Genomic DNA, 12,743 nt, shown 5'->3' on the forward strand with positions numbered 1-12,743 from the left:
TCGATCCATGGCTATTAAAGAAGGTTTACGCCCGGGCGGGCGCAGTGCCCGGGTGCAGGAATCCATCCACTCGGCAGTCAGGGAACTCCTCGAAGAACAGGGGCGCTCGACCCTGACCGTGCCGCAAATCGCTACCCGCGCCGGCGTTACGCCCTCGACCATCTACCGGCGCTGGGGCGACCTGTCGGCACTGCTGGCGGATGTCGCCCTGGAACGCATGCGCCCGGACAGCGAACCGGCCGCCACCGGCAGCCTGCGCGGCGACCTGCGGGCCTGGGCCGAACAGTACCTCGACGAAATGAGCTCCGAACCCGGGCGCAACATGATGCGCGACGTGCAATGCAGCAGCACACCCGGCTATTGCGTGAGCATTCTCAGCGGGCAATTGCAGATCATCCTCGACCGTCACCGGCACAACGAGGCGGCCCTGCCCAGCATCGACCGGCTGTTGAACATGCTGGTGGCGCCAACGGTGTTCCGCATCCTGTTCGCAGCGCAACCGCTTGAAGTGCAGGAACTGCATGAACTGATCGACATCGCGCTGCAGCCTTGAGGCCGCTCTCGCGCCGACCGGTTCCGAGCCACCTTCCATAGGCGCGTGCCTTCCGCGATAAAACCTGACAGGCAGCCCTCTTCCCCCTGCGACACCTGGCCGCGCCAATACCTTGGTCGACACTGACGAACCCCGAACATCGTGCGAGACTGTCTGACCGGGCTGAAGCGCCCGGCGCGCCTTTATGTTCGGAGTTTCCATGTCGCTGTCCAGCGGGCTGATCGCCATCGTCGCCCTGGCCTATATGGCCATCATGTTCGCCATCGCCTTTTACGGTGACCGTCGCAGCGCGCCCTTGCCGCCGCGGGTGCGTGCCTGGGTGTACAGCCTGTCGCTGGCGGTGTATTGCACCAGCTGGACCTTCTTCGGCGCCGTCGGCCAGGCCGCCGAGCAACTCTGGTCGTTCTTGCCAATCTACCTGGGGCCGATCCTGCTGCTGGTACTCGCGCCCTGGGTCCTGCAAAAGATGGTGATGATCAGCAAGCAGGAAAACATCACCTCCATCGCCGACTTCATCGCCGCGCGCTACGGCAAGTCCCAGACCCTGGCGGTGGTGGTGGCGCTGATCTGCCTGGTCGGCGTGCTTCCTTATATTGCCCTGCAGCTCAAGGGCATCGTGCTTGGCGTGGACCTGCTGATCGGCGCGGGTGCCGATACCATGGGCACCCGCGCCCAGGACACGGCGCTGATCGTGTCGCTGATCCTGGCGCTGTTCACCATCGTCTTCGGTACCCGCAACCTCGACGCCACCGAGCACCACCGAGGCATGGTGCTGGCGATTGCCTTCGAATCCCTGGTCAAGCTGCTGGCCTTTCTCGCGGTCGGCGCCTTTGTCACCTATGGCCTGTACGACGGTTTCGACGACCTGTTCAGCCAGGCCATGCTCGCCCCGCGCCTGGAGCAGTACTGGGAAGAAACCATCAACTGGCCGTCGATGGTAGTGCAGACCGGCGTCGCCATGATGGCGATCATCTGCCTGCCGCGGCAGTTCCACGTCACCGTAGTGGAGAACATCGAACCCCAGGACCTGCGCCTGGCCAAGTGGGTGTTTCCCGCCTACCTGGCCCTGGCCGCGCTGTTCGTGGTGCCGATCGCCCTTGCCGGGCAGATGCTGCTGCCCAGCTCGGTGCTGCCGGATTCGTTCGTCATCAGCCTGCCCCTGGCCCAGGCCCATCCGGCCCTGGCCGTGCTGGCCTTCATCGGCGGCGCGTCGGCCGCCACCGGCATGGTGATCGTCGCCAGCGTGGCCCTGTCGACCATGGTCTCCAACGACATGCTGCTGCCCTGGCTGCTGCGCCGGCAGAGTGCCGAACGGCCCTTCGAAGTGTTCCGCCACTGGATGCTCTCGGTGCGCCGGGTCAGCATCGTGGTCATCCTGCTGCTGGCCTATGTCAGCTACCGCTTGCTGGGCTCCACCGCGAGCCTGGCGACCATCGGCCAGATCGCCTTTGCCGCGGTGACCCAACTGGCCCCGGCCATGCTCGGTGCGCTGTACTGGAAGCAGGCCAACCGCCGCGGCGTGTTCGCCGGATTGGCGGCCGGTACTTTCCTGTGGTTCTACACCCTGGTCCTGCCGATCGCCGCCCACAGCCTGGGCTGGTCGCTGAACAGCTTCCCGGGCCTGGCCTGGCTGCACGGCAACCCGCTGAACCTGCCGATCACCCCCTTGACCCAAGGCGTGGTGCTGTCGCTGGCCGGCAACTTCACCCTGTTCGCCTGGGTCTCGGTACTGTCGCGTACCCGGGTTTCGGAGCACTGGCAGGCCGGGCGCTTCATCGGCCAGGAAATCAGCGGCCGCCCCAGCTCCCGATCGATGCTCTCGGTGCAGATCGACGACCTGCTCAAGCTCGCCGCGCGTTTTGTCGGGGAAGAACGGGCCCGCCAGAGCTTCATCCGCTTTGCCTACCGCCAGGGCAAAGGCTTCAACCCCAACCAGAACGCCGACGGCGAATGGATCGCCCACACCGAACGCCTGCTGGCCGGCGTGCTCGGTGCATCGTCCACCCGCGCGGTGGTCAAGGCCGCCATCGAAGGGCGGGAGATGCAGCTCGAAGACGTGGTGCGCATCGCCGACGAAGCCTCGGAAGTGCTGCAATTCAACCGGGCCTTGCTGCAAGGCGCGATCGAGAACATCAGCCAGGGCATCAGCGTGGTCGACCAGTCCCTCAGGCTGGTGGCCTGGAACCGTCGCTACCTGGAGCTGTTCAACTACCCGGACGGGTTGATCAGCGTCGGCCGGCCGATCGCCGACATCATCCGCCACAACGCCGAACGAGGCCTGTGCGGGCCGGGCGAGGCCGAAGTGCATGTCGCCCGCCGCCTGCACTGGATGCGTCAGGGCCGCGCCCACACCTCCGAACGGCTGTTCCCCAATGGCCGGGTGATCGAGTTGATCGGCAACCCGATGCCCGGCGGCGGCTTTGTCATGAGTTTCACCGACATCACCCCGTTCCGCGAAGCCGAACAGGCCCTCACCGAAGCCAACGAGGGCCTGGAGCAGCGGGTCGCCGAGCGGACCCACGAACTGTCGCAACTGAACGCCGCGCTGACCGAGGCCAAGGGCACCGCCGAGGCCGCCAACCAGTCCAAGACTCGTTTCCTGGCAGCGGTCAGTCACGATCTGATGCAACCGCTGAATGCCGCCCGGCTGTTCTCCGCCGCCCTCTCCCACCAGGACGACGGTTTGTCCGCCGAAGCCCAGCAATTGGTCCAGCACCTGGACAGCTCCCTGCGCTCCGCCGAAGACCTGATCAGCGACCTGCTGGACATCTCCCGCCTGGAAAACGGCAAGATCAATCCGGAGCGCAAGCCGTTCGTGCTCAACGAACTGTTCGATACCCTGGGGGCCGAATTCAAGGTGCTGGCCCAGGAGCAAGGCCTGCAATTCCGCCTGCGCGGCAGCCGTCTCAGGGTCGACAGCGACATCAAGCTACTGCGCCGGGTTCTGCAGAATTTCCTGACCAATGCCTTCCGTTACGCCAAGGGGCCTGTGCTGCTGGGCGTGCGCCGCCGCGGCAACCAGCTGTGCCTGGAAGTCTGGGACCGTGGACCGGGGATTCCACTGGATAAGCAGCAAGTGATCTTCGAAGAATTCAAACGCCTCGACAGCCACCAGACCCGCGCCGAAAAAGGCCTGGGCCTCGGGTTGGCGATCGCCGACGGGCTGTGTCGCGTGCTCGGTCACGGCCTGCAAGTACGCTCCTGGCCGGGTAAGGGCAGCGTCTTCAGTGTCAGCGTGCCTTTGGCCAAGGCGGCCGTCAGTGCACCGAGGCAGGTGGCCGAACTCAACGGCCATCTGCTGTCCGGCGCCCAGGTACTGTGTGTCGACAACGAAGACAGCATCCTGATCGGCATGAACAGCCTGCTCAGCCGCTGGGGCTGCCAGGTCTGGACCGCGCGTAACCGCGAAGAATGCGCGGCGCTGCTCAATGATGGCGTGCGCCCGCAACTGGCATTGGTGGACTATCACTTGGACGATGGCGAAACCGGCACCGAGGTCATGGCCTGGCTGCGTACCCAGTTGGGTGACCCGGTGCCAGGCGTGGTGATCAGCGCCGACGGGCGCCCCGAGATGGTCGCCGAGGTGCACGCCGCTGGGCTGGACTACCTGGCCAAGCCGGTGAAGCCCGCGGCGTTGCGGGCGCTGCTGAGCCGGCATCTGCCGCTCTGACCTTCCGCCCCCGGGTCAATCCGGCAGTTCGAGCAACGCGCCGTCGGCATCGGTCATCGCCCGCTCCAGCAGGTCCGCCGGCAGGCTCTTGCTGGCACGCGCCCCGAGCAACCGCAGTTGCTCGCTGCGGCTGACCAGGTTGCCACGCCCCTCGGTCAGCTTGTTGCGCGCGGCGCTGTAGGCCTTGTCCAGTTGCTGCAGACGATTGCCGACTTCATCCAGATCCTGAATGAACAACACGAACTTGTCGTACAGCCAACCGGCGCGCTCGGCGATTTCCCGGGCGTTCTGGCTCTGCCGCTCCTGCTTCCACAGGCTGTCGATCACTCGCAGGGTAGCCAGCAAGGTGGTCGGGCTGACGATCACGATATTGCGGTCGAAGGCTTCCTGGAACAGGTTGGGCTCGGCTTGCAAGGCGGCGGAAAAAGCCGCCTCGATGGGTACGAAGAGCAACACGAAATCCAGGCTGTGCAAGCCTTCCAGACGCTTGTAATCCTTACCGGCCAGGCCTTTGACGTGATTGCGCAAGGACAGTACGTGCTGCTTCAGCGCCGCCTGGCCGATCACTTCATCGTCCGCCGCGACAAACTGCTGGTAGGCGGTCAGGCTGACCTTGGAGTCCACCACCACCTGCTTGTCACCGGGCAGCATGATCAGCACGTCGGGCTGGAAACGCTCGCCGTCGGGCCCTTTGAGGCTGACCTGGGTCTGGTACTCACGACCCTTCTCCAGGCCGGCATGCTCCAGTACCCGCTCGAGAATCAGCTCGCCCCAGTTGCCCTGGGTTTTCTGGCCCTTGAGCGCACGGGTCAGGTTGGTCGCCTCGTCGCTCAAGCGCAGGTTCAGCTGTTGCAGGCGCTCGAGCTCCTTGCCGAGGGAAAAACGCTCGCGCGCTTCGGCCTGATAACTCTCTTCGACCCGCTTCTCGAAGGACTGGATGCGCTCCTTGAGCGGGTCGAGCAATTGTCCGAGACGCTGCTGGCTGTTCTCGGCAAAACGCTGCTCACGCTCGTCGAAGATCTTGCCCGCCAGCTCGGCGAACTGCGCCCGCAGCTCGTCCCGCGAGCCTTGCAGGTCGCTCAGGCGTTGCTGGTGGCTTTCCTGCTGCTCGCGCAACTCGGCATTCAATGACGCGGCCTGGGCATCCAGGCGCCGCAGCTCGGCTTCCTTGCTAGCCCGTTCAAGGTTCCAGGCGTGGGCGGCATCACGGGCGTTGTCGCGTTCGATCTGCAACAACTCGACTTCCCGGCGCACCGCCGCCAGATCGGCCTGCTTCACGGCATTGGCCTGGCCCAGGTCGCTGATCTCGTCGCGACAGGCATCCAGTTGGGCGTTCAAGCCATCCTGCGCCAGCAACGCCGTGGCCAGGCGTTCCTCCAGCAGGGACAGTTCGGTTTGGCGGGAGCTCAGACGGCGTTGCAGTTGCCAGGCAAGCGCCACCAAGGGCAATGCCGCGCCTGCCAGACCGAGCAGTACGCTGGTCAAGTCCATAGCCATAGCCACTCCAGACAGTGAAATAAAGCTTGAAGGTTAACCAAGGGACCGAGGCTTGGACAGCTCAGTCTTCGATCTGGCCAAGCTCCAGCTGGGCGCGGCGATCGCCAGCCCGTGCCGCCTGGCGCAGCAGGTCATGACCGATCCGCCGATCGCGGGCGTTGCCGCATTCGCGGCACATCAGTTGGCCGAGACGGCTCTGCGCCGCCACTACCCCTTCCCGGGCAGGTTGCTTGAGCAAACGCCCGGCAAAGTGCTTGACGTTCCGGTTATCACCCAGGCGCGGGCTGTCGAGCAGCCACATGGCCACACGTAACGAAAAACGCTTGGGCTCGGTAACACTGGAAGAGGCAGAGGTAACAGAAGGTGACACTGAGCGAAACTTCATAAAGCACTGTAGGGCAGATCGGAAGGCGCGCCACTCTACTCCTTTTTTCACACGCGTAAAGTCGAAAAAACTCGGCACGCCCGTGCTAGAGCAAGCGCTTGGGACAATCCACAGAAGCTGTGGATAACTCAGTGGACAACCGCCCTACAAGTCTCCGAAAGCCGCATGGGACGGGGCCCGCAGTCAAACTGACGATTTTTTCACCAGTAAAAAAAACCGATGTTTTTCATTGACTTAAATTTTCATCGCAGGCATTGGAGGGCCCGACAGGTGAGGTGACAGGCCGGTGACAGTCCGCGCAACTATTGTGCACAAGTACCCTTGATCCGGTTATATCGGTGCACCTTTTTCGCCCGTTCACGGGAGAACGGCAGCGAAGACCAAAGCTCCAGTAACAACTTTCTGCTCAACTACGGTGGAAAGGCCGGCCTGCCTCGTTCACGACCTCGCCCCTGTGACGCTCATAACCATTTTGCCTAACACACTTGCACCAGCTACATCAATCCGTTATCATCCACAGCGTTAGTACCAAGCTGAAAGTCAATTCTGGTCGAACAAGTCCCCCGGTTCAGCTTCCCTGAAGAGAAGTTTCTACCGACTACACGGGATCGACCACCTCGCTGGTTTCCAGGTAAAGCTTTCGCCGACACTGCCTTTGAACACATTGCAAAGGATGTCGCGAAACCCTTTTTACTCTGACCGAACCAACCTGCAAATTGATCAGGATCTTCACCTGGGGCCCAGAACCTTAACCCCTGCTGTGATTGCCTGCCCTCCTAAGTACCTACCTGCCAGCCCTAGCGCGCACTTGATAAAGCGCTTCCAACTGGCTGCTTTGTTCCAGTCGGGTTCTTCGTTCGACCAATGGTGGTCGGCGTTACTGGAACGTTTTAACGTTGCACGGTTCTTAACCGTGTCATTTGTAGGAACACCCAATAACTATGTCTACTCAAATCCAGACTCAGGATGCCATTCGCACCCTTACCAATGCTTTTGCTCCAATGAACTGCCTGATCATGGCCGCTCGCAAAGGCTGCTTCAGCTTCACCCTGGTCAACGAACACGGTATCGCTCGTCACAGCGAACGCCTGTACCCCGATCAGTATTCCAGCGCCGAGCCGCTGCAAGCGGTGATTGAGCGCACCCGTCAGGCCCTGACCGCCTGAGACGCCAGAGCGCTGAAAACCCGAAGCCCCGCCTGAATAGCGGGGCTTTTTATTACCTGTTATTTCGATTTTCCCGCCTTCGGCTAAAGCACCATCCGGTATAACGGTTATAACAGGAAGCCGGAAATATTTTAAAAACAGGCCTTTACAGCAACGATATGACACTACACTTCAACTCAAGCGGCATGATCCGCTTCCGGCGAGCCTGACCGATCCATCGCTGCCAAGCTCCCCCATCAGGCCTCGCCGGCCACTTCACGCTTCGAGGGCTTTATGGGTATTGCCGCCAGCGAACTGTGCCGCTACGTGATCCGCCCGACCCTGATCTATCTGGGCAATCACAGTCGCACCGCAGAATCATTGCTGCTAGGCATCGCCGCCAGTCAATCCGCCCTCGGCTCCGCCCTGCACGACCGCAGAGGCCATGGCCTCTACCGCATCGCCGAACCCCGCCACCAGGCACTCTGGGACCACTACCTGGCCCTGGACCCGGAACGCGCCAGCTTGGTTCGCGGCCTGGCCAGCCAGCATGCATTCCTCAGCGGGCCGCATCTGGAACTGACCGTCAACCTGCGTTACGCCACCGCCATCGCCTGGCTGCTGGTAGAAGAGCAGAACACCCCGCTTCCCGAAGCCGATGACCTGGTCGGCATGGCTCGTATCTGGAAGCAGATCTTCCAGCCACAAGGACGTCTGCGGGACTTCGCCGATGCCTGGCAGACCTGTGTTGCGCCACTGAATCAGGTCGCCTGCTGACCAGACTTTTTGCAAGATCGCGCAAACAACCGCAATTTTGGTCGGATTGTCCTACAAAACCGCTCTATCTCAAGCCATACAGCCTATAGCGTTGAGGAGGAAATGTTGGTAATTTTCGCTCCGGTGATCACCAGGAGTTCTAATAATGAAAAAAGTAATACTCAAAACCAGTCTTAGCCTTGCCGTTGCCATGGCATCCACCCAACTTTTCGCAAGCGGCTTTGCCCTGAACGAACAAAGCATCAGCGGCATGGGTACTGGTTTCGCCGGTCGATCCTCTGCTGCCGACGATGCAAGCACAGTTTTTGGTAACCCTGCCGGTATGTCGCGCCTGAAACGCCAGCAAGTCACTGGCGGCCTCGCGGCCATCGACGCGTCCACCGATATCAACGACGCCAGCGGTAGCCAGAGAGGGACCAACAAAGGCGATATGGTGCCGTTCACCGCCGTCCCAATGGCCTACTACGTCAAGCCTATCGATGACCAGTGGGCCTTCGGCCTGGGTGTCTACGCCCCGTTCGGCCTGATCACCGACTATGAAAGCGGCTTCCAGGGCCGTAACTTCGGCAGCAAAAGCGAAGTTAAAGTCGTCACCTTCCAGCCAACCGTCAGCTATGCCTTCAACGACAAGGTGTCGATCGGTTTCGGCCCGACCATCAACCGCATCTCCGGCACCCTGGAATCCGCGCTGACCACGCCACTGTCGCCTAACGATGGCAATGTCCAGATCAAGGGTGACGATATCGGCTACGGCTACAACATCGGTGTGCTGGTCCAGGCGACCGACACCACTCGCGTGGGCCTGACTTATCACTCGAAGGTCAAGTACAAGCTGGAAGGCCACACCGAAGTCAGCCCAGGCGCCGGTACTCCGGGCGCCCTGCTGCGCGGTGCTCGCTACGACGCCTCGCTGGACATCACCACCCCTGAGTCGGCCGACCTGTCGGTGACCCAGGACCTCAACGATGCCTGGAAACTCTACGCCGGTGCGACCTGGACCCGCTGGAGCCGCCTGAAAGACATCACCGTACAAAACGAAGGCGTAACCGCCAGCGCCGGCGGTCTCCTGGCCCCAGGGGCCCTCAGCACCGTCGAGGAAAAGCAGAACTGGCACGACACCTGGGCCTATGCCATCGGTACTTCCTACCAGTTGAACAAGCAGTGGGTATTGCGTACCGGCCTGAGCTTCGACCAGTCGCCGGCCAACAACACCAACCGTTCGCCACGCATCCCTACCGGCGACCGGACCATCTTCAGCCTCGGCGCCGGCTGGAGCCCAACTGAAGACCTGACCATCGACGTGGCTTACTCCTACCTCAAGGAAGAGAAGGTCAAGGTCAACAACAGGAACCAGCAACTCGGCCAGTCTTACAGCGCCGAGTACGAAAACAGCGCGAATGGCTTCGGCGTGGGTGCAACCTACCGCTTCTAAAGCCTGACGGCCAATAAAAAAGCCCCCGCATCCAAGGATGCCGGGGCTTTTTTATTGGCCGTGGATAAATCTCAAGGCTTGGACGCCAGCGCCTGTTCCACGGCCTCGATCAGCTCAGGACTGTCCGGCTTGGTCAGGCTGGAGAAATTGGCGATCACCTTGCCCTGGCGATCGACCACATACTTGTAGAAATTCCACTTCGGCGCACTGCTCTGCTCGGCCAGAACCTTGAACAGGTGCACCGCGTCCGGGCCTCGGACCTGCTGCGGCTCGGTCATGGTGAAGGTGACGCCGTAGTTCGCATAACAGACCTTGGCCGTCTCCGCGCCATCCTTGGACTCCTGCTTGAAGTCATTGGACGGCACGCCTACCAACTCCAGCCCCTGATCCTTGTAACGCTGGTACAACGCCTCGAGCCCCTTGAACTGCGGGGCGAAGCCGCAAAAGCTCGCGGTATTGACCACCACCAGCGGCTTGCCGGCAAAGCGTTGGCACAGGTCGATGGACTCCTTGGCGCGCAGCTTGGGCAGCGAGCCCTGCAACAGCGACGGGCATTCGCCCGCCCAGGTCGAACCGGCAAATATCATGAGTACAGCTGGAACAGCAAGCCAGCGCGCCAACATATTCAACTCCTTGAAAGTACCGTCAAAGGGTCAAACTACTCGCCCGGCGGACGCCCTAGCAAGCGCTTCCTGGCAGACGCCCATGCCCAACTGCATCAGCGCCAGCCCACCCTGGTGCCAGCCCCACCAGGCCACCGCCAACAGCGCGACGACAGCCACCAGACTGACCCAGCGCAAGCCTGTCCGGCTCATGCCGCGCTCGCCTGCAGACGGGCAACCGGACGCTCGCGCACCGGCCAGTTCAGGGCCGCGGCCAGCAAACTGAGGAGAATCGCCACCTGCCAGATCAAGTCATAACTCCCGGTTCGATCGTAGACCACCCCGCCGAGCCAGCCGCCGAGGAACGAGCCCAACTGGTGAAACAGAAACACGATGCCGCCCAGCATGGACAGGTTGCGCACCCCGAACAAGGTGGCCACCGTGCCATTGGTCAGCGGCACCGTCGACAGCCACAGGAAGCCCATGGCCATGCCGAACAGATACGCGCTGAGTTGCGTCACCGGCAGCCAGAGAAACAGGCCGATGACCACCGCGCGTAACAGGTACAAACCGGTCAGCAAGCGCGGTTTGGACATGCGCCCACCCAGCCAGCCGGCGGTATAGGTACCGAAGATATTGAACAGGCCGATCAGCGCCAACACCGTGGTGCCCACCGTGGCCGGCAAGTGCTGGTCCACCAGGTAGGCCGGCAAATGCACGCCGATGAATACCACCTGGAAACCGCAGACGAAAAAGCCGAACGCCAGCAGCCAGAACCCGGAATGGGAACAGGCCTCACGCAACGCCTCAGAGAGGCTCTGCTCATGGCCCAGGCTGGGCAGCGGCTTGTCCTTGAGCATGCTCACCAGCGGCACGATCAATGCCACCAGCAACCCCAGCACCAACAGTGCCGAGGACCAGCCGAGCCAGCCGATCAAACCCAGGGTGCCCGGCAGCATGGCGAACTGACCAAACGAACCGGCCGCACTGGCGACCCCCATGCCCATGCTGCGTTTCTCCGCCGGCAGCGCGCGCCCCACCACGCCGAGAATCACTGAAAACGAGGTCCCCGAAAGCCCGATACCGATCAGCAACCCGGCACTCAGCGACAGTGACAGTGGCGAATCGGCCAACCCCATGAACAACAGACCCACGGCGTACAACACGCCGCCGACCAGCACCACCTTGGCCGCACCGAAGCGGTCGGCCAGGGCTCCAGTGAAGGGCTGGGCCAGGCCCCAGATGAGGTTCTGCAGGGCAATGGCAAAGGCAAACACCTCGCGCCCCCAGCCGAATTCCGCGCTCATGGGCGGCAGAAACAGCCCGAAGCCATGTCTTACCCCCAGGGACAAGGCCAGGATCAGCGCACTCCCGAGAAGAACCCAACCACTGGTACGCCACATCGAAGTCATTTTATTCTCCATTTACGGGTATATACCCGCTTATCATCGAACGAAAGGCCTTCACGCCAGTTCGTTCAGCAAGGCCAGCAAGGTTTCGCGTTTTTCTGCACCCAGACGATCGATCAAGCGCTGTTGCGCCGCTTCCCAGGCCGGCAAGGCCGCCAGCAGTCGCTGCTGACCCTCATCAGTCAGCTGGACGATGCGATTGCGTTGATCCTCGCCTTCGGACAGCCGGACCAGGCCCTCGCCTTCCAGCACCCGCAGGTTACGGCCCAGGGTACTGCGGTCAAGGCCCATGGCCTCGGCCAGGCTGGAAATGCTCGGTTGGTCCAGGCGCTGCAGGTTGCTCAGCAAGGAATACTGGGCAACGTTGATCCCGAAGCCGTCGAGAGCGCCGTCGTAGAACCTGCTGACGCCACGGGCGGCGCGCCGCAGGTTGGTGCACAGACATTGAGAAGGAAGCATGTTGCGTGTATATACCCGCGATTAAGGGAATGCAAGAAATTTGCATAGTTCAGGGCGCGAATAAAACCCGCGCTCCGCCTTTCTACAACAGCGCCAACCCCACCAGGACCGCCACTTCCAACAATTCCAGCAGAGCGCCCGCCGTGTCCCCGGTGGTGCCGCCCAGACGGCGCAGCATCAGCTGACGCAAACCGGCAAACACCAGGCCCGCCAGCAGCAACGCCAACACCGCGCTATAGCCACCGAGCACTACGCACACCAACACAGCAAGCGCCAGCACCCACTTGCCGGCCAGACTTGGCAGATGATTCGCCAACGCCTGCCCAAGGCCTCCAGGGCGCACATAAGGCGTGCAGAGGAACAATCCCAGCAAGGCGCCGCGACCGATCAGCGGCGCCAGCAGCAAGGCAACGCCGGCCTGCTGCTCGATCAGCGCCACCAGCGCGGCGAACTTGAGCAGCAACACCAGCCCCAGGGTGACCACGGCAATCGGCCCGCTACGCGGGTCCTTCATGATCGTCAGCGTGCGCTCGCGATCGCCGAAGCCGCCCAGCCAGGCGTCCGCGCTGTCGGCCAGCCCGTCCAGATGCAAGGCACCGCTGAGCAGCACCCAGACCGTCAGCAACAACGCCCCATGCAGCAACAGCGGCGCACCCATCAACAACTGGTTCAGCCCCCAGAGCAGCAGCCCGAACAGCAGGCCGATCAACGGGTAGAACAGCAACGACCGGCCCATTTCCTCGGGCGATGGCATGCCCGGCAAACGCACCGGAAAACTGCTGAGAAATTGCAGGGCGATCCAGAATGGCAGCAC

12 protein-coding genes are annotated in these 12,743 nt (G+C 62.3%); 5 read left to right on the forward strand and 7 right to left on the reverse strand.

Annotated features, from left to right (window positions below; all coding sequences use genetic code 11):
• The first annotated feature begins 7 nt into the window (after window positions 1–7).
• The gene (locus CXQ81_RS24255) at window positions 8–553 is read left to right on the forward strand and encodes a TetR/AcrR family transcriptional regulator (protein WP_101338782.1); all 546 of its coding nucleotides are present in this window, start codon (window positions 8–10) and stop codon (window positions 551–553) included.
• A 199-nt stretch (window positions 554–752) separates the two neighbouring features.
• Window positions 753–4,223, forward strand: coding sequence for a PAS domain-containing hybrid sensor histidine kinase/response regulator (locus CXQ81_RS24260; RefSeq protein WP_101338783.1), 3,471 nt, complete (start codon window positions 753–755; stop codon window positions 4,221–4,223).
• Window positions 4,224–4,238: 15 nt separating this feature from the next.
• Here CXQ81_RS24260 and rmuC read toward each other — a convergent pair whose 3' ends face one another.
• Both rmuC and CXQ81_RS24270 read right to left on the reverse strand, forming a co-directional pair.
• A complete protein-coding gene (gene rmuC / locus CXQ81_RS24265; RefSeq protein ID WP_178081116.1) occupies window positions 4,239–5,606 on the reverse strand; it encodes a DNA recombination protein RmuC in 1,368 nt (455 codons plus the stop codon).
• Window positions 5,607–5,781: 175 nt separating this feature from the next.
• A complete protein-coding gene (locus CXQ81_RS24270) occupies window positions 5,782–6,105 on the reverse strand; it encodes a hypothetical protein (protein WP_009045091.1) in 324 nt (107 codons plus the stop codon).
• Window positions 6,106–7,046: 941 nt separating this feature from the next.
• Here CXQ81_RS24270 and CXQ81_RS24280 point away from each other — a divergent pair.
• From CXQ81_RS24280 to CXQ81_RS24290, 3 genes are all read left to right on the forward strand, one after another.
• A complete protein-coding gene (locus CXQ81_RS24280; RefSeq protein ID WP_007927809.1) occupies window positions 7,047–7,271 on the forward strand; it encodes a hypothetical protein in 225 nt (74 codons plus the stop codon).
• Window positions 7,272–7,544: 273 nt separating this feature from the next.
• On the forward strand, window positions 7,545–8,027 hold the full coding sequence (locus CXQ81_RS24285; protein ID WP_007927808.1) for a hypothetical protein: 483 nt from the start codon (window positions 7,545–7,547) through the stop codon (window positions 8,025–8,027).
• Between the two features lie 145 nt (window positions 8,028–8,172).
• Window positions 8,173–9,459, forward strand: a complete 1,287-nt coding sequence (locus CXQ81_RS24290; RefSeq protein WP_101338785.1) for an OmpP1/FadL family transporter — start codon at window positions 8,173–8,175, stop codon at window positions 9,457–9,459.
• Window positions 9,460–9,530: 71 nt separating this feature from the next.
• Here CXQ81_RS24290 and CXQ81_RS24295 read toward each other — a convergent pair whose 3' ends face one another.
• From CXQ81_RS24295 to CXQ81_RS24310, 5 genes are all read right to left on the reverse strand, one after another.
• Window positions 9,531–10,082, reverse strand: a complete 552-nt coding sequence (locus tag CXQ81_RS24295; RefSeq protein ID WP_101338786.1) for a glutathione peroxidase — start codon at window positions 10,080–10,082, stop codon at window positions 9,531–9,533.
• A gap of 30 nt (window positions 10,083–10,112) precedes the next feature.
• On the reverse strand, window positions 10,113–10,274 hold the full coding sequence (locus CXQ81_RS31305; RefSeq protein ID WP_007927805.1) for a hypothetical protein: 162 nt from the start codon (window positions 10,272–10,274) through the stop codon (window positions 10,113–10,115).
• Window positions 10,271–11,473, reverse strand: coding sequence for an MFS transporter (locus tag CXQ81_RS24300; protein ID WP_101338787.1), 1,203 nt, complete (start codon window positions 11,471–11,473; stop codon window positions 10,271–10,273). The genes CXQ81_RS31305 and CXQ81_RS24300 overlap by 4 nt, the downstream gene beginning before the upstream one ends.
• A gap of 51 nt (window positions 11,474–11,524) precedes the next feature.
• On the reverse strand, window positions 11,525–11,929 hold the full coding sequence (locus tag CXQ81_RS24305) for a MarR family winged helix-turn-helix transcriptional regulator (protein WP_007927803.1): 405 nt from the start codon (window positions 11,927–11,929) through the stop codon (window positions 11,525–11,527).
• 82 nt (window positions 11,930–12,011) lie between these two features.
• Window positions 12,012–12,743, reverse strand: a complete 732-nt coding sequence (locus CXQ81_RS24310; RefSeq protein ID WP_101338788.1) for an adenosylcobinamide-GDP ribazoletransferase — start codon at window positions 12,741–12,743, stop codon at window positions 12,012–12,014.

Origin of the sequence: Pseudomonas sp. 09C 129, from assembly GCF_002843625.1 — a bacterium.
Taxonomy (GTDB): domain Bacteria; phylum Pseudomonadota; class Gammaproteobacteria; order Pseudomonadales; family Pseudomonadaceae; genus Aquipseudomonas; species Aquipseudomonas chlororaphis.

What these genes read in the sequence shown, in the direction of transcription:
- CXQ81_RS24300 (WP_101338787.1), bottom strand. Translation starts at nt 11,473, where the DNA reads ATGACTTCGATGTGGCGTACCAGTGGTTGGGTTCTTCTCGGGAGTGCG.
- CXQ81_RS24255 (WP_101338782.1), top strand. Translation starts at nt 8, where the DNA reads ATGGCTATTAAAGAAGGTTTACGCCCGGGCGGGCGCAGTGCCCGGGTG.
- CXQ81_RS24280 (WP_007927809.1), top strand. Translation starts at nt 7,047, where the DNA reads ATGTCTACTCAAATCCAGACTCAGGATGCCATTCGCACCCTTACCAAT.
- CXQ81_RS24270 (WP_009045091.1), bottom strand. Translation starts at nt 6,105, where the DNA reads ATGAAGTTTCGCTCAGTGTCACCTTCTGTTACCTCTGCCTCTTCCAGT.
- CXQ81_RS31305 (WP_007927805.1), bottom strand. Translation starts at nt 10,274, where the DNA reads ATGAGCCGGACAGGCTTGCGCTGGGTCAGTCTGGTGGCTGTCGTCGCG.
- CXQ81_RS24305 (WP_007927803.1), bottom strand. Translation starts at nt 11,929, where the DNA reads ATGCTTCCTTCTCAATGTCTGTGCACCAACCTGCGGCGCGCCGCCCGT.
- CXQ81_RS24285 (WP_007927808.1), top strand. Translation starts at nt 7,545, where the DNA reads ATGGGTATTGCCGCCAGCGAACTGTGCCGCTACGTGATCCGCCCGACC.
- CXQ81_RS24260 (WP_101338783.1), top strand. Translation starts at nt 753, where the DNA reads ATGTCGCTGTCCAGCGGGCTGATCGCCATCGTCGCCCTGGCCTATATG.
- CXQ81_RS24295 (WP_101338786.1), bottom strand. Translation starts at nt 10,082, where the DNA reads ATGTTGGCGCGCTGGCTTGCTGTTCCAGCTGTACTCATGATATTTGCC.
- CXQ81_RS24290 (WP_101338785.1), top strand. Translation starts at nt 8,173, where the DNA reads ATGAAAAAAGTAATACTCAAAACCAGTCTTAGCCTTGCCGTTGCCATG.